At 70.8% G+C, this 21818-nt stretch carries 21 protein-coding genes and 2 pseudogenes; 10 read left to right on the top strand and 13 right to left on the bottom strand.

All coding sequences use genetic code 11. The annotated features are described in order from the left end of the window. Window positions 1–13: 13 nt before the first annotated feature. Entirely contained in the window at window positions 14–1621 is a 1608-nt protein-coding gene (locus ABZ915_RS23830) for an FAD-dependent monooxygenase (protein WP_361806546.1), read from the bottom strand. 212 nt (window positions 1622–1833) lie between these two features. Further along, a complete protein-coding gene (locus ABZ915_RS23835; protein WP_361806549.1) occupies window positions 1834–2715 on the bottom strand; it encodes a questin oxidase family protein in 882 nt (293 codons plus the stop codon). Window positions 2716–3070: 355 nt separating this feature from the next. Here ABZ915_RS23835 and ABZ915_RS23840 point away from each other — a divergent pair, with 355 nt between their 5' ends. The 4 genes from ABZ915_RS23840 to ABZ915_RS23855 are packed head-to-tail and all read left to right on the top strand — an operon-like array spanning window position 3071 to window position 7183. Beyond that, window positions 3071–4051, top strand: coding sequence for a GNAT family N-acetyltransferase (locus ABZ915_RS23840; protein WP_361806552.1), 981 nt, complete (start codon window positions 3071–3073; stop codon window positions 4049–4051). Then, complete coding sequence (locus tag ABZ915_RS23845) at window positions 4048–5364, top strand: ABC transporter substrate-binding protein (RefSeq protein ID WP_361806555.1); 1317 nt, start codon at window positions 4048–4050, stop codon at window positions 5362–5364. The genes ABZ915_RS23840 and ABZ915_RS23845 overlap by 4 nt, the downstream gene beginning before the upstream one ends. Continuing rightward, the gene (locus tag ABZ915_RS23850; protein ID WP_361806558.1) at window positions 5358–6317 is read left to right on the top strand and encodes a sugar ABC transporter permease; all 960 of its coding nucleotides are present in this window, start codon (window positions 5358–5360) and stop codon (window positions 6315–6317) included. Before ABZ915_RS23845 ends, ABZ915_RS23850 begins: the two co-directional genes overlap by 7 nt. Then, the gene (locus ABZ915_RS23855) at window positions 6314–7183 is read left to right on the top strand and encodes a carbohydrate ABC transporter permease (RefSeq protein ID WP_361806561.1); all 870 of its coding nucleotides are present in this window, start codon (window positions 6314–6316) and stop codon (window positions 7181–7183) included. The genes ABZ915_RS23850 and ABZ915_RS23855 overlap by 4 nt, the downstream gene beginning before the upstream one ends. An 18-nt stretch (window positions 7184–7201) precedes the next feature. Here ABZ915_RS23855 and ABZ915_RS23860 read toward each other — a convergent pair whose 3' ends face one another. The 3 genes from ABZ915_RS23860 to ABZ915_RS23870 form a co-directional block, all read right to left on the bottom strand. Then, window positions 7202–7858 (bottom strand): ATP-dependent endonuclease, encoded by a 657-nt coding sequence (locus ABZ915_RS23860; protein WP_361806564.1) that lies wholly within the window; start codon window positions 7856–7858, stop codon window positions 7202–7204. Between the two features lie 114 nt (window positions 7859–7972). Next, window positions 7973–9019: an LLM class flavin-dependent oxidoreductase gene (locus ABZ915_RS23865; protein WP_361806567.1), complete on the bottom strand. Its 1047-nt coding sequence runs from the start codon at window positions 9017–9019 to the stop codon at window positions 7973–7975. Then, on the bottom strand, window positions 9019–9531 hold the full coding sequence (locus ABZ915_RS23870; RefSeq protein ID WP_361806570.1) for an SRPBCC family protein: 513 nt from the start codon (window positions 9529–9531) through the stop codon (window positions 9019–9021). Before ABZ915_RS23870 ends, ABZ915_RS23865 begins: the two co-directional genes overlap by 1 nt. A gap of 126 nt (window positions 9532–9657) precedes the next feature. Here ABZ915_RS23870 and ABZ915_RS23875 point away from each other — a divergent pair, with 126 nt between their 5' ends. Together ABZ915_RS23875 and ABZ915_RS23880 are read left to right on the top strand one after the other, a co-directional pair. Next, on the top strand, window positions 9658–10188 hold the full coding sequence (locus ABZ915_RS23875; RefSeq protein ID WP_361806573.1) for a helix-turn-helix domain-containing protein: 531 nt from the start codon (window positions 9658–9660) through the stop codon (window positions 10186–10188). Window positions 10189–10279: 91 nt separating this feature from the next. After that, window positions 10280–10615, top strand: coding sequence for a winged helix-turn-helix transcriptional regulator (locus ABZ915_RS23880; protein ID WP_361807380.1), 336 nt, complete (start codon window positions 10280–10282; stop codon window positions 10613–10615). A 40-nt stretch (window positions 10616–10655) separates the two neighbouring features. Here ABZ915_RS23880 and ABZ915_RS23885 read toward each other — a convergent pair whose 3' ends face one another. From ABZ915_RS23885 to ABZ915_RS23910, 6 genes and pseudogenes are all read right to left on the bottom strand, one after another. Next, a complete protein-coding gene (locus ABZ915_RS23885; protein ID WP_361806576.1) occupies window positions 10656–11345 on the bottom strand; it encodes a GntR family transcriptional regulator in 690 nt (229 codons plus the stop codon). A gap of 9 nt (window positions 11346–11354) precedes the next feature. Further along, window positions 11355–11528, bottom strand: coding sequence for a hypothetical protein (locus ABZ915_RS23890; RefSeq protein WP_361806578.1), 174 nt, complete (start codon window positions 11526–11528; stop codon window positions 11355–11357). 9 nt (window positions 11529–11537) lie between these two features. Then, complete coding sequence (locus ABZ915_RS23895) at window positions 11538–11861, bottom strand: L-rhamnose mutarotase (RefSeq protein WP_361806580.1); 324 nt, start codon at window positions 11859–11861, stop codon at window positions 11538–11540. Then, a pseudogene (locus ABZ915_RS23900) lies at window positions 11858–12748 on the bottom strand (ATP-binding cassette domain-containing protein); the annotation flags it as partial. The gene ABZ915_RS23895 and the pseudogene ABZ915_RS23900, both read right to left, overlap by 4 nt. 5 nt (window positions 12749–12753) lie before the next feature. Next, window positions 12754–13110, bottom strand: a pseudogene (locus tag ABZ915_RS23905) (mandelate racemase/muconate lactonizing enzyme family protein); the annotation flags it as partial. A 35-nt stretch (window positions 13111–13145) separates the two neighbouring features. Then, window positions 13146–14246: a substrate-binding domain-containing protein gene (locus ABZ915_RS23910; protein ID WP_361806583.1), complete on the bottom strand. Its 1101-nt coding sequence runs from the start codon at window positions 14244–14246 to the stop codon at window positions 13146–13148. Window positions 14247–14436: 190 nt separating this feature from the next. Here ABZ915_RS23910 and ABZ915_RS23915 point away from each other — a divergent pair, with 190 nt between their 5' ends. The 4 genes from ABZ915_RS23915 (at window position 14437) to ABZ915_RS23930 (ending at window position 19504) form a co-directional block, all read left to right on the top strand. Continuing rightward, window positions 14437–15264: a class I SAM-dependent methyltransferase gene (locus ABZ915_RS23915; RefSeq protein WP_361806586.1), complete on the top strand. Its 828-nt coding sequence runs from the start codon at window positions 14437–14439 to the stop codon at window positions 15262–15264. A 100-nt stretch (window positions 15265–15364) separates the two neighbouring features. After that, entirely contained in the window at window positions 15365–17053 is a 1689-nt protein-coding gene (locus ABZ915_RS23920; protein ID WP_361806589.1) for a hypothetical protein, read from the top strand. Window positions 17054–17204: 151 nt separating this feature from the next. Beyond that, the gene (locus ABZ915_RS23925) at window positions 17205–18848 is read left to right on the top strand and encodes a protein kinase (RefSeq protein WP_361806592.1); all 1644 of its coding nucleotides are present in this window, start codon (window positions 17205–17207) and stop codon (window positions 18846–18848) included. Next, complete coding sequence (locus tag ABZ915_RS23930; protein ID WP_361806594.1) at window positions 18845–19504, top strand: hypothetical protein; 660 nt, start codon at window positions 18845–18847, stop codon at window positions 19502–19504. The genes ABZ915_RS23925 and ABZ915_RS23930 overlap by 4 nt, the downstream gene beginning before the upstream one ends. A gap of 17 nt (window positions 19505–19521) precedes the next feature. Here ABZ915_RS23930 and ABZ915_RS23935 read toward each other — a convergent pair whose 3' ends face one another. Both ABZ915_RS23935 and ABZ915_RS23940 read right to left on the bottom strand, forming a co-directional pair. Then, window positions 19522–20664 carry a PP2C family protein-serine/threonine phosphatase gene (locus ABZ915_RS23935; RefSeq protein WP_361806597.1) on the bottom strand — a complete coding sequence of 381 codons (1143 nt, stop codon included), beginning with the start codon at window positions 20662–20664 and terminating at the stop codon, window positions 19522–19524. Window positions 20665–20855: 191 nt separating this feature from the next. Then, window positions 20856–21767, bottom strand: coding sequence for an MBL fold metallo-hydrolase (locus ABZ915_RS23940; RefSeq protein WP_361806600.1), 912 nt, complete (start codon window positions 21765–21767; stop codon window positions 20856–20858). Window positions 21768–21818 lie beyond the last annotated feature (51 nt).

Raw genomic sequence — 21818 nt, forward strand, 5'->3', positions numbered from 1 at the left:
GTGTTCCTGGGTGTCATGGAATCGGCAGCGGTTGGTCATTGGGGGGCGGGTTGCTCGGGGGTGTGGAGCCGGTGATCGCGGCGAGAGCGTGGTGGAGGGCAGAGTCGCCGGGTGGGTGGTCGGGCCAGCGGGCGGCGATATGGCCGTCGGGCCGGATGAGCAGTGCTCCGTGGGGGCGCAGGCCGCAGAGGTCGGTGTGCTCGTGGGGAAGGCGCTCGATGTGCAGCGGCCAGGGTGTGGCGGTTCGTTGTTCCCAGCGGGTGGGGTCCGGGGTGAGCAGGGTGAACCATTCGCCGAAGGCGTCGAGCGTGGAGCGGTCGTGGGTCAGCCAGAGGTGTGGCATGCGGTGGCCCGGCAGTGCCGTGGGGACATAGTCCGTGCCGGTGCCGGGCGGCTCGGCCGGTGCACTGCCGTCGGTGAGGACGGCGCCGGAGTCGTAGGTGACGCCGAGGACGAGACCGAGCTGCGCGGAGTACCGTTCGGACCAGGGCAGTTCGACCTCGGCCGGCGCTGCGGCGCCGGTTCGGAGCTGTTCGTGGCGAGTGTTCTGTACGCGGAACATGAGCTCGGTGTTGACCACCGCTTCGCGGAGCGTCTGGTGTGCGACGGGTTGCCGTTCCGTCTCGTAGGTCTCCAAGAGGCCGGGTCCGGCCCACCCTTGGAGGACTCCCGCCAGTTTCCAGCAGAGGTTGTGCACATCGGCGACACCGAGGTTCATGCCCATACCGCCGGCGGGCGGGATCGCGTGCGCGGCATCGCCGGCCAGCAGGATGGAGCCGTGGCGGAAGCGTTCGGCGACGAAGGCGTTCACCACCCAGTGCTGAACACGCAACACGTCGACCCGTACGTCGGCACCGGAGCCGAGAGCGCGCTGGACGAGGCCGGACCAGTCGGTGCCCGGCACGTCGTCGGGCGTGGGAACGATCCAGGCCCAGCCTCCTTCCGGGTACAGCGGGAGGAAATACCCGTCGGACGTGAAGTAGACGCCGGCGGGCTGCCGGGCGCGCCAGTGGTCGAGGTCGGCGTCGAACACGACGGTGGTGACACGTCCGACCGCTCCGGGGCCGGTGGTGCCGGTTCCCGACCGCTGCCGGACGGTGGAGTTCGCGCCGTCGGCCGCGAGTACGTGACGGGCCCGGACGCGAGCCTCCGCACCGCTTCGGTGGTCGACGAGCAGGGCCACGACACCTTCGGCTTCCTCGGCCAGGTCGACGAGTTCGACCCCGAACCGCACGGGTGTGGCCGCCGCGGCGAGCAAAGTGGGTTCCAGCCGGTCCTGCGAGGTGACCACGCCGGTCACGGGGCTCTCGGGCACCGGCGCGTCGATCCCGACCATCGCCGCCGTGGCGAAGTCGGGGTCGTACAGGGTGTCCCGGAAGCGGACGCGGCCGTACTCCGGTGCGAACGCCATGGCGGTGATCGTGGCGGTCAGCCCGAGCCGACGGAAGATCTCCATCGAGCGTACGTTGACCAGCCGGGAGCGCGGAAAGGGTGACAGTTCGTCGCGCTTCTCGACCAGTGACGTCCGCACGCCCCAGCGTTCCAGGAGCGCTCTGGCCGTCAGTCCGACCGGCCCGCCACCGACGATCAGTACCTCCACCTCGGCGTTGGCTACAGGCATGTCGGGTTCCTCCTGCCGACGGCGGTAGCAGTGGGCGCGCGGCGGCCTGTGCGGAGAGCCGGACCGCGGCCGGGTGGCCCCACAAGACATTCAACCCGTAGTCGTCCGTCGATGCTCGTCGGCGGCAGCCGCCGGCTCCAGCCGTTCTACCCGGCCTGGCCGTTCTGCCCGTCCGGACCACGGCCGCGGGTGGCGCTGGGCCGCCCGTGTCGTCAGAACTCGTCGATCAGGTCGGCCGCCCGGACCACTGCCGCGAGCACGTCGGGGTGTCCCGTGCGGTGGTGCACGTCGAGGCAGGTGTCGGCGAGCTTGATGACGTGTTCGTCCTGGTGACGGACGGCAAAGGCGAACACCTCGTCCGCCGGCCCGGGGGCGGAGGGAAGGCTGTGCCGAGGTGCCGGTGCGGCAGGGGCGTAGGCCGCGGTCACGGCGGCGCCGGCCGCCCAGGCCGCGTTCAGGCTCATGACCCACTGGGCGCTGGGAAGTGCGGGCAGGGTGCGCAGCACGGCCATGGGCGCGGTCACGGCGTGGACCAGCATCACGGGCGAGCCGTGCGCGTTCGGGAGGTAGTGCGCGCCGGCCGCGGTCGTCAGATCGGCCAGCAGCTGCCGGGCCTGCCCGGCGTCCGTGGCGGGCCTCAGCGCGGTCAGCGCGGTCGGCCAGCCCGTCAGGGTGGTGAGCTGGTCGAGCCGGTGGTTGATGCCCGCGGTCTGGTCGGGCACACGCGGAACGCCGGCGAGAGCGGACGCCGGGCCGGCGGTTCCGGAGGGAGGAGCGAACGGGACCTGCTGCCAGCGCGCCGCCCAGTAACCGAGAGCCTGGCCGAGCTCGGCCAGGCGCGGGTCGTCCTCGTGGTCCAGCAGGGCGTGGACCGCGTGGCCGGTGCGGATCACGCCGTGGGTGGCGCCGGCCGCGATGCCGGGCAGAAGCCGTGGCCACCATGTTTCCAGCACCGCACGCCAGGGCTGTTCGGTCACCTCGCGTTCGAAGAACACCAGCCAGTCACCGAGCCGACGGGGGTCCCCCAGCGCCGTACGCCATCCGTCGGCGGCAATGGGCGAGGTACCGCGTGGCCGGTCGTCCAGTCGACGCATGTACCGGTCCAACCAGCGGTGGACCTGTCGCGCGTGTCCCCGTCTGACCATGGATTCCGCGGCCATGGGACCGTGGTTGCTCAAACCAGCCTTCGAACTCCGGTCCCGTCCGATGCAGCCGTTCGTACGCCTCGTCGAGCGTGCCGTCGATGTTCATGCCATCTGACGCTAGTCGCCCGCCGATCCGCCCCCATCGGGCCAGGGATCGAGATGCGCCCCCTTCGCCGGTACTAGGACCTGCGTCGCGGCGCCCAGCGCGGCGGCCGCCCTTGGCGCGAACGACTGGTGGACAATTACGAACTTACTGGGCATCAACCCCGCCAGGTGGTGCGCGTATGGAAGGACGACCCCGTCGATGACCGATCGCACGACGACATCCCGGGCCGGGATTCGTGGCTTTCGCGTGGGCGACGGCCCGCGGCTGGTGGAGGCGTGGCGCCTAAGTGCGCCGGCCGACCCGATCGCCCCGGACCGCTTCCGTTCCCTGGTGCTGCTCGACGCCAACTTCGATCCGGAGGGGCTGCGGGTCGCCGTCGACGGTGACCGTGTCGTCGGCGCGGCCTACGCGGTGCGCCGTCTGACGCCGCCGGCCGGCGCCGACCTGGAGCCGGAGCAGGGGTGGATCCCGTTCTTCTTCGTCGACCCCGCCGCCCGTGGGCACGGACTCGGCCGCCGGCTGCTGACCGACGCCCTCAACTGGCTGCACGGCCACGGCCGCACCCGGGTGGACTTCTCCTCGTACACGCCGAACTACATCCTCCCCGGCCTGGACGCCGAGGCGTACCCGGAAGCGGCCCGGCTCCTTGGGTCCCTGGGCTTCCGCACCCTGTACGAGGCGGCGGCGATGGACCGCGGTCTGGTCGGCTATCGCTTCCCGGAGGATGTCGGCTGCCGCTCGGGCGAACTGACGGCGCAGGGCTACCGGTTCGCCACCCCGTCCGACGACGACCTGGTGCATCTGGTCGCGCTCGCGGGGAGTCGTTTCAATCCGGACTGGGCGCGCGCGATCCGGGAGTGTCTTGCCGCGGGCACGCCGCTCGACCGGATCGTCGTCGCCCGGGACCCTTCGGGCCGCCTGGTCGGCTGGGCGATGCACGGCGCGTACGAGTCGGTGGACGAGCGGTTCGGCCCGTTCGGTGTGCTGGAGGAGATGCGCGGCACCGGACTCGGCAAGGTCCTGCTCCATCTGGTGCTGGAGCGGATGCGGGCGCGCGGCGCGCACTCGGCGTGGTTCCTGTGGACCGGTGAGCAGTCCGCCGCGGGCCACCTGTACCGCAAGGCCGGTTTCACCACGACCCGGGTGTTTCGGGTGATGCGCCGGGAGGCCGCCCGATGACACCGGCTCACCCCGCCCGCGGCCCGAGCCGCCGTCACTTCGCGCTCGTGCTCCCCTCGGCGCTGCTCGCCTCCGGATGTGCGGCGCCGCACCGGGGCACCGGGCGGCCCGGGGATCCGATCGTCCTCACCCTGCTCTCCCACTACGCGAGCGGGGAACTCAAGAAGGCCCTACAGGGTCCGGTCGACGAATGGAACGCCACGCACGACCGGGTCAAGGTGCGGACGAAGGCGGTCGAGTTCACCGACCTGCTGACCACGTTCATGGTCCGGCAGGCCGCGGGCCAGGGCGCCGACCTCCTCCACCCGTACTGCCTGTGGAACGGCCAGCTCGTCCGGGCCGGCGTCCTGCGGCCCGCTCCGCCCGAGTACGCCGAGGAGATCAGGCGCGGCTACGGCGAGGCCGCGGTCGGCGCCGCGTCGGTCGACGGCAAGGTGTACGGCTATCCCACCGAGATGCAGACGTACGCCCTCTACTACAACAAGCGGCTGCTGCGCGAGGCCGGCATCGACGGCCCTCCGCGCACCTGGCGGGAACTGGAGGAGACGGCGTACCGCACCGCCGAGCGGGACCGGTACGGCAACACGCTGGTCCAGGGGTTCGGGCTGTCGGCCTACGACGACTCCACCACCGTCGGCCAGACCCTCGCACTGCTCAACGCCGCAGGCGGCCGGTTCGTCTCGGCGGACGGCAGGAGCACCGCCATCGACTCGCCGGCCGGCCGGGCCGTGTTCGATCTGGAGCACCGCCTGGTCGCCAAGGGCGCCAGCGACCCCGGGGTCAACGTCTACAGCGCGTTCGCGTCCGGACGGGTGGCCATGGTGATCAGCGCCGGCTGGTGGACCGCGAACCTGAAGGCACTGATGGGCAAGGGCTACCGCGATGTCGGCGTGGCGCCGGTACCGCTCCCCGAGGCGGACGCCCGGCGCGCCACCCTCTCCACCGGCTTCATGCTCGGCGTCAACACGGCCGGCGAACGCCCGCGCGAGGCCTGGGAGTTCCTGCGCTGGCTCAACACCGAGAAGGTGAGCGGTGCCACCCGGATGAGCGCCCTACAGGTGTCGGTCGGCTCCCTGACCGGCCGTGCCGACGACATGCGCACGCTCCTCGGCACGGGCGGCGATCCGAATCTGCGGCCGTTCCTGGACGCGCTGGCGTACGCCGTGCCGGAGCCGAACGTGCCGGGCGCGCAGCAGGCCAAGTCGCTGCTGCGCAAGAACATCGAGGCCCTGTGGACCGGTCAGCAGTCGGTCGACGAGGCGCTGCGCACCACCCGCCGTCAGGTCGACCAGGAGGTGTCGCGCTCATGGTGAACGCCACCCTCGCACCGGAGACGACCGAGAGTGCGGCGCACGGCAAGCCCGCCGTCGGCGTCCGCGGCCGTGATCGGCACCGGCGCCGTCAGTCCGTCGTCGCCTACCTCTTCCTGGCGCCGACACTGCTGTTCCACGCCGTCTTCCTCCTCCTGCCGCTGGGCTTCGCGCTGCTGCTGTCGATGTCCCGCTGGACCGGGTTCGACCTCGGCGACATCGATCCGGTCGGCGTGGACAACTTCGCCCGCCTGTTCGCGGACGGATCGACGTTCCTGGCGCCGATCCTCACCAACACGCTGCTGTTCGCCCTGGGCACCGTGGCGCTCGCGCTCGCCGGCTCCGTGCTCGTCGCCACCTGCATCGACAAGCTGCGGTACCAGGGGCTGTGGCGCACCCTGTACTTCCTGCCGATCGTCACGACGGTCGTCGCCGTCGGCAACGTATGGAAGTACATGTACGAGCCGGGCGGCCTCGTCAACGGCGTCCTCAACGCCCTCGGACTCGACTCGGTGGCGTTCCTCCAGGACCCGGACACCGCGCTGCCCTCGGTCGTGGTCGTACAGGCCTGGGCGTCGGTCGGCTCGGCGATCCTCATCCTGACCGCCGGACTGAAGTCCGTTCCCGAGTCGTACTACGAGGCCGCCGCGCTCGACGGCGCCGGGCCGGTCACCGTCTTCTGGAGGATCACTCTGCCGCTGCTGCGGCCGTCCCTGCTGTTCGTGTGCATCACCCAGTTCCTCACCGGCCTTCAGTCGTTCGCGCTGATCATCGTGATGACCAGGGGCGGGCCGGGCGACGCGACCGACGTGGCCGCGCTGGAGATGTACCGGCAGGCCTTCTCGTACGGCGACTGGGGCACCGCGAGCGCCGCCGCCTTCGTGTTGTTCGTGGTGGTCCTCGTGGTCACCCTGGCGCAGTTGTGGATCTTCCGGCGCAAGGGGGAGGACGCATGAGCCGCCGCCGTTTCCCGTGGCTGTCGTATGCGGTGGTCGTGACCGGCGCCGTGCTCACGGTGGTGCCGTTCCTCGACATGGTGATGACGTCCTTCAAGGGGCCCGGCGAGTCCGGCACGCTGCCGTACCGGTTCCTGCCCGAGGCGTTCGACCTGTCCAACTACCGGGCGGCGGTCCACCAGCTCGACCTGCCGGTGCTCTTCCGCAACAGCGTGGTCGCCACCGCCGTGATCACCGGATCGGTGCTGCTCACCTCGTCGCTCGCCGGCTACGCGCTCGCCAAACTCCGGTTCCCGGGACGGGACTTCATCTTCCGGCTCGTGCTGTCGACGATGATGTTCCCGCCGTTCCTCTTCTTCGTCCCGCACTTCCTGATCCTGGTGCACTGGCCGCTGGCGGGCGGCAACGACCTGCTCGGGCGCGGCGGCGCCGGCCTGACCGTGAGCATCGTGGCGCTCGCCATGCCGTTCCTCGTCAGCAGCTTCGGGATCTTCCTGATGCGGCAGTTCATGGTCTCGATCCCGGACGAGGTCCTGGAGGCCGCGCGCATCGACGGGGCCGGCGAGTTCGCCGTGTGGTGGCGGATCGTGGTGCCGCAGACCAAGCCGGTCGTGGTGACGCTCGGGCTGCTGACCTTCGTCGACGCCTGGAACGAGTACATCTGGGCGCTCCTCGTCTCGACCGCGGACCCGGACGTGATGACCCTGCCCGTCGGCATCCAGCTGCTCCAGGACTACGTCGACCCGGCCCGCACGATGCCCATCGTGATGGCCGGCCTCGTCCTGAGCGTCCTGCCGGTCCTGATCCTCTTCCTGCTGCTTCAGAAGTACTACATCCGCGGCGTCATGCTCAGCGGCCTCAAGTAGCCGGGAGCGTCGGCCGGGTCAGACGTGCGTGAGGAGGCGCTCCAGCGGCCGGGGAACGTGCCCGAGGTCCAGGTGCGCCACCAGCGCCTGTGCGTAGAGCGCCTTGCGACCGCTGTGCGTGCCCATGAAGCGCCGCAGCTGGTGCTCCACGGGCCGTTCCCGCTGTGCCGGCTGGCCCTGGAAGGTGTGGAAGGGGCGCGTCTCGCCCTGGGCGTCGATCACCTGCTGCACGCCCTCGGCGCCGACGGCGCGGATCAGCTCGTCCTCCAGGTCGGCGACGCACATGTGGAACCCGAGTGTCTCCAGTCCGGTGTGCGTGAGGCCGGACCCGAGCCCGACCCGCTCCAGATGACGCCGGAAATGCCGCTCCTCGCCGATGTCGCAGAGACCGGCCAGCGGCAGGCCGAGCCCCGGAGGGCCGCACACGTCCAGGAAACGCCCGATGTTCGTCGCGCCGCCGAGCGGTACCACCGCGACGCCCTCCGCACCGAGGTCACGCCCGTGGCGCGTGGCCAGCGCTTCGAGCGCGATCTGATCGCTGCTTCCCTCGACGAGTACGATCGTCCGCACACCGCCGCCGGCCAGCTCCCGCGCCACCGCGGCGGCCGCGCCCGCCCGCGCCCCGCCGGCCGCCCACGCGACCAGCGCCCGGCGGAATCGCCTCAACTCGTCCACGAGACCTCGCTTCCCGACGCCATCCTGGCACGGCCGAGAACCCGTACGCACGCACGTTTTCCGGGGGAGACGGCTCGACGGACCGGCGGGCGGGGACGGCCGGGAACCGGGCCGCTACCTGGGGTCGAGGGCGCGGACGAGGTCGATGCCGTGTCCGAGGTTGTCCAGGCGCGCCGCGAGGGTGTCGCCCGCCGGGTAGAGGCGGACGGTGTCCACGCCCTTGGCGCGCCAGTCCGCGAGCCGGGTGCGGACCATCTCCTCCGTCCCGATCAGGGTGGTGGCCAGGACCATCTCGTCGGTGATGAGGCCGGTGGCGCCGTCGCGGTCTCCGGCCTGCCAGCGTTCGCGGACCCGGGCGGCGACATCGGCCCAGCCCTGGCGGCTGTAGGCGTTGTTGTAGAAGTTGGTCGAGCCGGAGCCCATCCCGCCCAGCGAGAACGCCAGTTCCTTCTTGCGGCTGCCGACGACGCCGGCCAGCCGGCCTTCGTCCGGCACGATGTCGATCTCGGCGCCCTGGCAGATGTCGAGGTCGGTGCGGGTACGGCCGTTTCGGGCCAGCCCGGTGTCGAGGTGGGTGAAGTAGGCGTCGGCGCCTTCGGGGACGAAGCTGGTGCCCAGCCAGCCGTCGGCGATCTCGCCGGTGAGTTCGAGCATCTTCGGCGACAGGGTGGCCAGATAGATCGGCACCTGTACCGGCTTCAGGCTGAGCCGCATCGGGCGGCCCTCGCCCCCGGGCAGGGGGATGGTGTGCCGGCGGCCCTGAAAGGTGATCTTCTCCCCGGTGAAGGCCGAGCGGATGATCTCGACGGTCTCCCGCATCCGGGTCAGCGGCCGCGCGAAGGGGACGCCGTGCAGGCCTTCGATGACCTGCGGCCCGGAGGCGCCGAGGCCGAGGCGGAACCGGCCGTCGGAGAGATGCGCGAGGGTCATCGCGGTCTGCGCGATGGTGACCGGGGAGCGGGTGCCGAGCTGGATGACCCCGGAGCCGAGCAGGAGTGTCTCGGTACGGGCCGCCAGATAGCCCAGCGGCGAGGGGGCGTCGCTCCCCCAGGCCTCGGCCACCCAGCACATGTCCAGGCCGAGCTTCTCGGCTTCCACGACGAACTCGGCGGTCTCGCGCCAGTTTCCGCCGGAGCCCTCGATGGTGGTCGCGGTGCGCATCACTTCTCCCGTTCGGCGAGGTTCTTGATGGCGGCGAGGTTGGACTTGATGCCGGTCTCGAACTCGCGCAGCCGGACGAACACGATCTTCTGCTCCTTGTCGGGCATGGCCTCGATCGCGGCGCTCAGCCCGGACGGGGCCGGTCCGAGCTGGGCCCACTGCTCCAGCACCGTGCCGGCGTCCCGCGGGCGCAGCGTGAACCGCCACACGCTCGTCGGGTGGTCCGGGTCGCCCACCGCCCAGGCGAACCGGCGCGGCTCCTCGCAGTCGACGATCGTGCTGACCGTCTCCCACTCGCCCAGGGCGTGATGGGCGCTGCGCCCGCGGAACCGGTTGCCCACACGGGGACCGGTCACCCCGTCGAGCCATTCGACGCCCTGCAACTCGACGCTGAGCTCGGGCATCAGATGGATGTCGCTCACGTACCCCCACAACCGCTCGGGGGTCACGTCGATGTAGGCCTTGGCGGACACCGTCGGGGTGTCCGCGTACACCTGTCCCGTCCACTCCATGACGTCTTACCCCTCTCTCGACCCTCCGCCGATGACCTGCATAGTTGCGTAACAAGACTCACTCGCGCAAGACCGAGCGGCTCCACTGCCTGCTGAGTTTCGTCGAGAGACTCGTATCATCGACGTATGAGGCGTACGTCGTTCGCGAACTGGCCCTGCTCGGTGGCCCGGACCATGGATCTGCTGGGCGACTCGTGGACCCCCCTGGTGCTGCGGGAGGCGTTCTACGGGATCCGCCGGTTCGACGAGTTCCAGCAGGAACTGGGCATCGCCCGCAACACACTGTCCGAACGGCTGCGCAGGCTGGTGGAGGCGGGGCTGATCGAGAAACGCGTGTACGAGACGCAGCCGGTCCGCCACGAGTACCTGCTGACCGAGTCGGGGCGCGACTTCTACGGCGTCATCCTCGCCATGACCAGCTGGGGCGACCGGTGGCTGGCGGACGAGGCCGGGCCGCCGGTGGTCACCCGCCACGAGACCTGCGGCCACGACGCCCACGGCGAGGTGGTCTGCTCGCACTGCAAGGAGCCGCTGGCCTGGGAGGACGTGACCGCGCGCCCCGGCCCCGGCTACCCGGGCAAGCTGCTCGCGCGTCCGGACGTCCGACGACGGTTCAAGCTGGACGAGTCGGAGCAGGCGACGACGGCCGCGGACTGACCCCGGCCGCGCGCCGGACCTGCTGGACTCCGGTCAGGACTCAGACCGCCGCCCCGGGGTTCTGACCGAGCTGGCGCTGGAGGCGGGGCTGATCGAGAAACGCGTGTACGAGACGCAGCCGGTCCGCCACGAGTACCTGCTGACCGAGTCGGGGCGCGACTTCTACGGCGTCATCCTCGCCATGACCAGCTGGGGCGACCGGTGGCTGGCGGACGAGGCCGGGCCGCCGGTGGTCACCCGCCACGAGACCTGCGGCCACGACGCCCACGGCGAGGTGGTCTGCTCGCACTGCAAGGAGCCGCTGGCCTGGGAGGACGTGACCGCGCGCCCCGGCCCCGGCTACCCGGGCAAGCTGCTCGCGCGTCCGGACGTCCGACGACGGTTCAAGCTGGACGGGCCGGAGCAGCCGACGACGGCCGCGGACTGACCCCGGCCGCGCGCCGGACCTGCTGGACGCCGGTCAGGACTCAGACCGCCGCCCCGGGGTTCTGACCGAGCTGGCGCTGCAGGCTGCGTGTGAGGTGGTCCGCCATGGCTTCCGCGGCACGGTCGGGATTGCGGCGCAGTATCGCGCGTACGACACGTTCGTGTTCCGTGAGCGTCGGGTCGTCGGCGCTCCCGGCACTTCTGAGCCGGAACACATGCAGATGGGAGTGGAGCCGCTCCACCGCGTCGGCGAGCAGCGCACGTTGCGAGGCCACCGCGATCGCGTCGTGAAAGCGCTGGTCGAGAGCGGCGAAGTCGCGGTAGTCCGCGTACCGCCCCGTCGGCCCGGGATGGGTCTGCATGTCCTCCACGAGCCGTTCGATGACGTCGAGTTGCTCCTCGCTGGCGTTGACGGCGGCGAGAGCCGCCGCTCTCGGTTCCAGCAGGAGCCGCATTTCGAAGAGTTCCTCGAGGCCCTCGCGGGTCAGCAACTCGGTCGCCCGGTACCCGGAGAGCGACCTCTTCACCACGAGCCCGTCGGACTCGAGCCTGGCCAGTGCCTCGCGGACGGGCGTGGGCGAGACACCGAGAGCACGCGACAGCGCCTCGATCCCCACGCGTGCGCCGGGGGCGATCTCATGGTCCATGACCATGGCCTTGATCTGCTCGTAGACGCTGTCCGAGAGGACCTGGCGACCAGGACCGGCGGACTGGCTTCTTCCCTCGGACACGGGAGCAGTTTACCGAGGTGAGGGCACCGGCCGCCGGTAGGCGTCCAGGACCGTGCCGCCGAGGACGTCACCCCGTTCGTCCACGCTGAGCCCGAGTGTCAGCGTCCGGGCCGTATCGAGCACCAGGTCGGTCCATCCGACCACCCCGGCGCCCAGCGGGTCGCGGGCCGCCTGCGCCAGCATCTCGGGGGCTCACGGCATGAGGAACACCTCTTCCATCGAGGCCCACCACTCCCCCGGTGCCGCCTCCGCCACCGGCTGCTGGCAGGGTGCGGTGAGCCGCCACCAGGCCTGTGTCGCCTCGTCGGCGGCCATGCGGGCCGTGTCCGCGGCCAGATCGTCACCGTGGTACTCGAAGTAGCCGAGCAGCAGATCGCCGAGCAGGTGGATCGAGTAGTTCCTGATGTGGCAGTCCCGCAGGGTGTCCAGCACCGGCTGGGGCACCTCGCGGTGCAACTCGCGGTACTTCTCCAGCTGTTCCGGGCGGACCCGGACCACCTGTGCCACGCGCTTCATTCCGGGCCCTCCTCGGCGGTCACCGCGGAGAGCGCACGGTCGTGGATGATGCGGATGATCCGGCCGCTCATCCCTTCGTAGTCGCGGTCGTTGACGACCTCGCCGCGCACACGATGGTCGGCCATGACGAGGACACGGTCCGCCAGCGTGATCATCTCGGTGAGGTCGCTGCTGATCAGCAGGATCGGCAGACCTTCGCGGGCCAGCTCCCACAGAAGCTCGTGGAAGCCGTGTTTGGTACGGACATCCACGCCCACGGTCGGCTCGTCGACGATCAGCAGCCGCGTGTCGGCCGCGAGCCACTTCGCCAGACTGACCTTCTGCTGGTTGCCGCCGGACAGTTCACCGGCGCTCTGCTCGAGCCCCGCGACGCGGATACCGAGACGGTCGACCAGATCCTGCGCCACGTTCCGCTCTTCGGAAGCGGAGACGAACCCGAGGGCCTTGGCCAGCTTCTTCCACACGGTGACCGTGATGTTGCGGTGGATGGGCTTTTCGAGGAAGACGCCCTCTTCCTTGCGGTTCTCGGTCAGGTAGCCGATGCCGAACTCGTGCAGCGCCTGGCGGGGGGAGGTGATCCGGACCGGCTTGCCGTGCACCCTGATCTCGCCGCCCGTGACCCGGTCCAGGCCCAGAACCGCCCTGACCAGTTCGCTGCGTCCGGCGCCGACGAGCCCGTAGAGACCGACGATCTCACCGGGCCGCACCTGGAGGGAGACGTCCTGGTGGCCGTCGGCGGTGGAGATCCCGTCGAGTGCGAGGACCGGGGCGGCCGCCCGGTCCGGGGTGCGCGGCCGCATCTCGGCCGCCGTGTGCGCACGGCCCACCATCAGGTTCACGATGTCGTCGTGCGTGTGGTCGGTGAGCGGTGCGGACTCCAGCACGGACGCGGTTCACCGGCGCGCTTGCACCGCAGGTCCCACAGGGCGGTGTCCACGGCGGCGAGGGCGAGGGAGGTGATGGCTCCGGTGGTGGCCCGCGTCGCGGCGAACGGCCGCTGCCACACCGCTTCGATGTCGCGGGCATCCGTTCCGACGAGGAGAGGCAGCAGGTGCTCCCGGAGCAGCGCCAGGACGGAGGACCCGCCGGTGCCGATCGTGTAGGCGTAGCCGGTTCCGTGGAGGCCGTCCGCGGTGGTGACGTCGACGAGGATCGTCTCCTGCTTGACGAAGGCCTGCACCGCGTCCGTGCGGTCCTTCTCCACCGCGATGTCGGCGAGCAGCGCCGTGGTGGTCGTGATGATGGTCATCGTGCGGGGCCCGCTTTCCGAAGTGCCGTCGGCGGTCACTTGCAGACCAGGTACGTGTCCGCGAACTGCTTCTTGAGCTGCTCGGTCTTCGCCTTCCTGGCCGAGTCGTAGGTGCCGGCGTTCGCCTTGGTGACCACGAACGAACCGGAGTCGATGGTCCGGCCCGGTTGGCGCATGGCGCACTGCTTCGTCTCCAGCAGTGCCAGCGCCCAGGTCCCCACCTCGGCCTGCCCCACCGGATTCTGCACCACGGTGGCGGCGACCGAGCCGTCCTTGATGGCACCGAGGATCTTGGCGTCGTCGTCGATGGCCACGACCTTGGCCTTAAACCCGGAGCTCTCGACCGCGTCGGCGGCGGCGACGGCGGGGTTGTAGGCGGTGGTGACGATGCCCTGGATCCGGTCGCCCTTGGCCGCGAGCAGGTCGGAGACCGCCTTCTGCGCGGTCTGCAGGTCCTTGTCGACGTCGGTGATGGTCTGGAGCAGCTTCACCTTCCCGCCGGACTCCTTCACCGCCTCGGCCACACCCCTGATACTCAGCTGTGTGTTGGCGTCCACGTTGTTGCCGGTGAGGTGAACGAGCGTGCCCTTGCCGCCCATTGCGCCGATCGCGGCCTTGGCCGCCTTGTAGGCGGCGACCTCCACGTCGGTGGACAGGCAGAAGTCGGCCTTGTCGGTGCCGCCGGCCGGGCAGGAGGCGAGCGAAGCCACGGCGAAGCCCTGTGACTTGAGGTCCGCGAAGGTGGTGTTGATGTCGGTGGGCGACACCCCGAAGATCCCGAACGCGTCGTAACCGCGAGCCGCCAGCGTGGAGACCAGGTTGTCCTGCTTCTGCTGGTCCCACTCGGAGGTCTCGTCGAAGGTCACGTCGCCGAGGCCGTACTGTCTCTTCGCCGCGGCCCCAGCCGCCTTCCACGGCTGGAAATACGGGTGGGCGCCACCGGGCACGAGGGCCACCTTCGTGCCCGCCCCGTCGGTCAAGTCGGCTGTTCCCGTGCCGGACCTGCCGGACGCGGGAGCCTGGGCCCGGTCGCCGGAAGACGCGCCGGAGGACTTGATGGTGCAGGCCGCCGAGCCCGCCATGAGCACGGCGACGGCGACGACTCCTGACAGAATGGAACGGCTCGGGGGACGCATCTCCACCACTCCCCAGAATCAAATAGGAAATCGGGTAGGGCGATGCTCAGCCACGGGGCGCTTGCAGTCAATCCCTTGCGGACACCAGACGCAAACCAGGGATTGGAGCTAGAATCCTATAGGAATTTGGTCGCGACACGAACGCCTGCGGTCTGTCGCCCACCGCCTGTTCACGCTTGGATGGGTGTCCATGAGCATCGATGAGCACGAGCGGCTGATGCGGACCAACCAGGAGAACTGGGACGCGCGCACACCGGTGCACGTGGCCAGCCGGTTCTACGGGCTCGATCAGGCCCCCGACCCCGCGCGCTGGTTCGCCCCCTTCGAATGGGACGACCTCGGGGACCTCGGCGGACGCGACGTACTGCACCTCCAGTGTCATCTCGGCACCGAGACGATCGCTTTCGCCCAGCGCGGGGCGCGGGCCGTGGGCCTCGACTTCTCCGCCGCGTCCGTGGCGGCGGCCCGCGACGTCGCGGACCGGGCGGGACTCGACGTGAGCTATGTACGGGCGAATGTGTACGACGCCGTCGAAGCCCTCGGCCAGCGGCGTTTCGACGTCGTCTACACCGGCAAGGGAGCCCTGTGCTACCTCCCCGATCTTCCGCGGTGGGCGCGGACCGTGAGCCGCCTGCTGCGTCCCGGCGGCCGGCTGTACGTCGTCGAATTCCACCCGCTGCTCAACGCCCTCGGCCCGAAGCCCGCTCCGGGTGAGGGTCCCGAGCTGCTGCTGCGCCACGACTATCTCGGCGGCCGTGGACCGGTTCACCGCGATGCGACGTACACGTACACCGACGGCCCGGCGGTCGAGGGCGCGACGGACAGCTACGAGTGGATGCACGGAATCGACGAGGTCGTCAACGCGGCGACGGAAGCGGGGATGACCGTACGGCGACTGCGCGAGTGCGACGAACTGCCCTGGCCGCGCTGGCCGCAGATGGTCCGTACGCCGTCCGGCTGGTGGCGACTGCCCGAGCCCCGGATCCCGCTGCTGTACAGCCTGCTGGCGACCCGCTGAGCGGGGGCCATGAGCCCTGATCGGGGGATGCCCACACCCGTGAGGTCACGGCTAGGCTGCCGCTCAGGGGACCCGAGCGGTCGTGGAACCGGGAGGCACCATGGAGTACTACGACCTCGGCACCCATGGGCGTCCGGTGACGACCTCGTCCCCCGAGGCCCAGACGTGGTTCGACCGCGGACTTGTGTGGACGTACGCGTTCAACCACGAGGAGGCCGTCTCCTGCTACGAGGCCGCCGTCGCGGCAGACCCCGACTGCGCCATGGCGTACTGGGGCATCGCATACGCGCTCGGCCCCAACTACAACAAGCCGTGGGACTTCTTCGACGAGCAGGATCTCGCGCGGACCGTCGAGCGCACCCACGCCGCCGTCGAGCTGGCCCAGGAGAAGGCGGCCGCCGCCACGGCCGTCGAACGTGCCCTGATCGACGCGCTGCGCGCCCGCTACCCGAAGGCGCGGGCGGTCGAGGACTGCTCGGTGTGGAACGCGCCGTACGCGGACAGGATGCGTGCCGTCCACGAGCTCGCCCCGGACGACCTGGACGTCGCCACCCTCTACGCCGACGCGCTGATGAACCTCACGCCCTGGCAACTGTGGGACCTGCGCACCGGCGAGCCCGCGAAAGGCGCCCGCACACGCGAGGCCAAGGCCGTCCTCGACCGTGCGCTCGCCATGGACGGTGGCGCGGCGCACCCGGGCCTCCTGCACCTGTACGTGCATCTGATGGAGATGTCCCCGACGCCCGAGGCTGCACTGCGCGTCGCCGACCGGCTGCGCGGCCTGGTGCCGGACGCCGGGCACCTTCAGCACATGCCCTCGCACCTGGAGGTGCTCTGCGGCGACTACCGTCGCGTGGTGGCGGACAACAGCGCGGCCATCGTCGCCGACGAGAAGTTCCATGCGCGGGCCGGGGCGATGAACTTCTACACCCTGTACCGGTCGCACAACTACCACTTCAAGATCTACGGGGCGATGTTCCTCGGGCAGGCCCGCACAGCCCTGGAGACCGTCGCCCAGCTCGAGGCGTCCGTCCCGGAGGAACTGCTGCGCGTGCAGAGCCCGCCCATGGCCGACTGGCTGGAGGGCTTCCTCGCGATGCGGGTCCACGCGCTGATCCGCTTCGGCCGCTGGGCCGACATCCTGCGCACGCCCATGCCCGCCGACCCTGAGCTCTACAGCGTGACCACGGCCATGCTGCACTACGCGCGCGGCGTCGCCCTTTCGGCGACCGGCCGGATCGCCGAGGCCGAGACCGAACGCGGACTGTTCCGTGCGGCGGTCACCCGGGTCCAGGGGACCCGCATGCTGTTCAACAACACCTGCACCGACATCCTCGCCGTCGCGTCGGCGATGCTCGACGGTGAACTCGAGTACCGCAAGGGTGACCACGACGCCGCCTTCGCGGCGCTGGAGCGGTCGATCGAGCTGGACGACAACCTTCCCTACGACGAGCCGTGGGGGTGGATGCAGCCGACCCGGCACGCCTATGGAGCCCTGCTCCTGGAGCAGGGGCGCGTCGCGGAGGCCGAAGCGGTCTACCGGGCCGATCTGGGACTCGACGACACGCTTGCCCGCCCGTTGCAGCACCCCGGGAACGTCTGGTCCCTGCACGGGCTCCACGAATGTCTCCTCCGCCTGGGAAAGACCGGCGAGGCGCATCTCGTGGCCCAGCAGCTCAAGATCGCCGCCGCCGTGGCGGACGTACCGGTCGAGGCGTCCTGCTTCTGCCGCCTGGAAGCCGTGTCGAACGCCGCCGACACGGACGACTGCTGCGCGACGGGCAACTGAGGCCCACAGAGGCGATCGTCGGCACCGGACAGCGCAACCGGAGCCGATGGCTGGAACCAGAGTGGCCGGAATCGTGTCTTTGTGCGCGTGGCCGGATGCTCCTGGGACGCCCAGGAACCGCGGGGGTGCCACGGTCCCTGGGGGGATGGCGATGAACGCTTGGGCGGTACCGGGGTACTCCGAGTCGCTCGAACTCGGCTCCGGAGCCAGTGGGCGCGTGGTCTGCGCCGTGCACGAGGAGACCGGTGTACCGGTCGCCGTGAAGTACCTGAGCGAGTCGCTGCGGACCCGGCCGGGCTTCGTGCACGGGTTCCGCGCCGAGGCGCAGTTGCTCGGCGGGCTGGAGAGCCCGTACGTCACCTGTCTCTACGAGTACGTCGAGGCGACGGAGGGCGCCGCCATCGTCATGGAACTCGTGGACGGGGTCTCTCTGCGGACGCTGCTTGCCAGGCAGGGACCCCTGGCCCCCGAGGCCGCGCTGACCGTGCTCAAGGGGTCGCTGCTCGGTCTGGCCGACGCGCACGGGGTCGGTGTGGTCCACCGGGACTACAAGCCGGAGAACGTCCTGGTCACTCCGGACGGAGTGTCCAAGCTCGTCGACTTCGGCATCGCGGTGGACGCCGGCGTGAGCGCCGGCATCGCCGGCACCCCCGCCTACATGGCTCCGGAGCAGTGGACCGGGGCCCCCGCCTCTTTCGCCGGCGACGTGTACGCGGCCACCGCCACGTTCTTCGAGTGTCTGACGGGCCGCAAGCCCTACACGGGGGACAGCCTGGCCGAGCTGGCGTTGCAGCATGTGGAGGGGCCCGTCCCGGTCGAGGACGTACCCGAGGCGGTGCGTTCGCTGGTCCGCCGGGGGCTGGCCAAGGCGGCGGCGGACCGCCCCACGGACGCGAGGGCGTTCGTCGCCGACCTCGAACAGAGCGCCGTCACCGGCTACGGGGACGACTGGGAGGAGCGCGGGCGCGGCCTGCTCGCCGCACTCGTCGCCCTGCTGCTTCGCCCCTCCGTACCCCAACCGCCCTCCGCGGCCACCGACTCGGCCCGTACGGTGCTCAGCCGGGCGCCGGGGACGGGCCGACTCCACGAGTGGCGGCCCTCGTGGCCCGGGATCGTCGTGGCCGGGGCTGCCCTGCTGGCGGCGGTCCTGCTCTCCCAGGGCATCGGCCAGGGCTCCGCGGCGGACGCCGGGCAGGCGGCGCAGGTCCTGGCCACCTCGAGCGCCGCCGCGGTCTCCGGCGTGAGCCCGCACCCGCCGGGCACGGCCACGCCCCCGACCGCGACGGACTCCGCGACGCCCGGCGCCTTCCCTTCCGCCTCGGGCACCGGAGCCACGGCGTCGCCCACGGCCCTCGGTACCACCCCGGCGGACTCCCCCGGGCCCACGGTGAGCACCGGTCCGACGACCACGACCAGCACCCCATCGGACTCCCCCACCGCCACGCCCAGCACCTCCGCGCCGACCGCACCCGGGGTCAAGGACGTCACCCTGTCCGAGTTCCGGCAGACGGGCCCGGCGACGGCGACGGCCACCATCACCGTCACCACGGACGGCACCGGCCCCCTCACCATCACCGTCGGCTGGTTCTCGGGCGACACCGGCGGACAGCCCGGCGCGCAGGACGGTCGGCCCACGTCGTACCAGCGCAGCGGCGCCACGCAGTACACGCTCACCGTCGACCACACCTTCCAGGGCACCGGCTGCTACTGGACCGTGCAGGCCACGACCGCTCCCACCGCCGCCGACGGCGGCGCGTCACAGCAACTCCTGACCCGGCGGTGCGAGATCCGATGACCACTCCCGAAGAGCACCCGTCCCCCTCCCGGGGCGAGGACAGCGACGACTACAGCGCGACCGTACTGGGCAGCCACTGGATCCAAGGGCCCGAGACCCTCGCCGCGGCCACGCTCGTGGACGTACCAGGGACGCCCGCACGGCCGGACGGCCTCGACCCGACCGTGCTGCGCTTCGGCCCCGGGGTGACCGCCGCTCTGGCCCATCGCCCGCGCCCGGCCCCGTCCGCCCTCGCGGCGCCCGCCGCGCACCCGCCACGGGGCCGACGGCTGCGCCGGCATGCCCTGCCCGCGCTCATCGTGAGCGCCGTGCTGCTGTTTCTCTGGTGGCAGGAGCACACGGCCCCGGACCTGGCCGTGGACCGGGTCACCGTCAGCTCCGCCGACCGGGCGCTGGGGTGCGGCCGGACCGCGGACATCGCCGGTGTCGTGCGCACCAACGGGCGCAAGGGCACGCTGGCCTACCGCTGGGAACGCAACGACGGCACGTCCTCCGGTCTGCTGCACGCCACCGTCAGCCCAGGACAGCGGCTCGCACGGCTGAATCTTCGGTGGACGTTCCAGGGCCGAGGCCGCTTTCCCGCCACGGCCACGCTGCACGTCCTCTCCCCCGCCACCCGCACGGCGACCGTCCGCCTCACCTACGCCTGCCACTGACGGACCTGGCACCGAAGTCATTCGCAGCGCTTGCCGACCGACTTCGTGAAGCGCTCCTCACCCGGCGAGTCCCGGCAGCGGACGGCGAGCGCCGCGATGTCGTCCTCGAGCCTTCCGCCGCTGTACCGGAGCAGGTCCCGGTGAAGCCTGTCCAGCAGCTCACGGGGCGGCGCCGGACCGAGCTGCCGCATCCAGTCCGGCAGCGGGAAGAACGTGCCCTCGCGGTCCCGGGTCTCCGTCACACCGTCGGTGTAGAGCAGCATCTGGTCACCCGCGCCGAAGGTGACGTAGTCGACGGTGTACTGGTCTCCGAGGAGCGTCCCCAGGTTGAGGGGCGGCGAGGGCACGGCGGACTCGAGGACGCGGACCTCCCCGCGCTCCACGAGCAGTGGCGGTGGGTGCCCGCAGTTGAGGATTCTGACCTGCCCGCCGCCGTACGGGATCTCCACGATCAGCGCGGTCGCGAAGTGCTCCAGCTGATCCGTGGCGAGGGACGCGAGGCTGAAGCGCGCCATACTGGTCTCCAGGCGATGGATCACGCCCCTCAGATCGGGCTGGTCGTACGCGTTCTCCCGGAAGCAGTTGATCACCGCCGAGGCCGCTCCCACCGCAGGAAGTCCCTTGCCGCGCACGTCACCGATGAGCAGCCGTACCCCGTACGGCGTGTCGGCCGCCTCGTAGAAGTCGCCACCGATCCGGGCCTGCTCCTGGGCCGCCAGGTACAGCGATTCGATCTCGACGTCCTGGATGCGGCGCGGCAGCGGGCGGAGCAGCACCTTCTGGGCCGCGTCGGCGACGAGCCGGACCTGGAAGAGCATCTCCTCCCGCTGGAGTCGCAGATGGCTGGCGTAGGCCGCCGCCAGAGTGACCGCGATGATGGCGGCGGCCGTGTACGGCGTCCCCAGATCGGAGTACACGAAGCTGAGCCCGATCATGACCACCAGGCAGAGCGCCCCCAGCATGATCGTGGGGATGACGGACCACATCGCGGCGGCGAGGGCGGGGGCCGCGGGCAGGAGGCGGCTGAAGGCGATCTCTCTGGGAGTGGCGAACGCCAGGCCGGTGATGAGGACGGTGAGGACCACCGGTGACAGCAGTACGACTTCCCGTCGGCCGCCGTACGGAGGGCGGCGACGCCGGAGCCGTCCCGATCTGATCACAAAAAGAATCCTAATGGGATTAATGGGACCCGCACGGCGATGAAGCACGCCTCGCGATCGGCCCAACGAGAGGGGGTGAGACTCTGCGCGTTGCTGCTGCTCCTGCCCTCACTGCCGACCGACGACCGGATCACCCTGTGCCCGTCCACCACAAGGCCTTCGCCTCTGTCGCCCAGCACGGATTCCTCGGGTCAGTGCGAGTCGGCGGGGACGGGTGAGAGGCGGTAGGCGCCCTCGTGGGTGATGACGCGGCCGGCGGTGGGCGGTGCGAAGTGGGTGCCCAGGACGAGGGTGTCCGTGTCGGCCAGTGAGTCGAGCAGGTGGCGGCGCGAGGCCTCGGACCGTTCGGGGTCGATGTCGACGCAGGCGCCGATGGAGGGGTGAGCGAGCTGGACGGGGTGGTGGATGCAGTCGCCGGTGATCAGCGCCGCCTGTCCGCGGTCGGCCAGTTCGACGGCGATGTGGCCGGGAGTATGGCCGGGGGTGGGGAGCAGGCGCAGACCCGGCACGACATCGACGCCCTCGGCGGGTACGTCGACGAGGTCGAGCAGTCCCGCCTGCTCGACCGGGATCACGGAGTCGCGGAACATCTGCCTGCGCGCCTCCTCCATGTCGTACCCGGCCCAGAACTCCCTCTCGGTGCGTGAGGTCAGATGGCGGGCGTTGGGGAAGGTGGGCACCCACTCACCGTTCACCTCCCGGGTGTTCCAGCCGACATGGTCGGCGTGCAGGTGGGTGAGGATCACCAGGTCGATCATGTCCGGGGGGAATCCGGCGGCGGTGAGGCGCTGGAGGTAGTCGGTGTTCAGCTTGTGCCAGGCGGGGTTGGCCCGCTCCTTGCCGTTGCCGATGCCGGTGTCCACCAGGACGCGCAGGCCACCGAGGGCGAACGCGAAGCTGTGGCTGTGGAGGTGCAGGATGCCCTCGTCGTCGGCGAAGTGGGGCCGCAGCCAGTCCTGGCCGGTGACGACTTCCGGGGTGGCGTCGGGGAGCAGCCACGGTCCGGTGGCGGGCGGCAGGAGGACCTCGTCGATGCGGTGGACGACGACGTCGCCCACGGTCCAGGAGGGGGCCGTCGGGTCGGTGGCCAGTGGAGTGCTCACGATCAGTTTCCCTTCGAGCTTGTCAGGCCGAAGCGCACTAAACGCTACAGA

Origin of the sequence: Streptomyces sp. NPDC046915, assembly GCF_040644935.1 — a bacterium.
Lineage (GTDB): Bacteria > Actinomycetota > Actinomycetes > Streptomycetales > Streptomycetaceae > Streptomyces.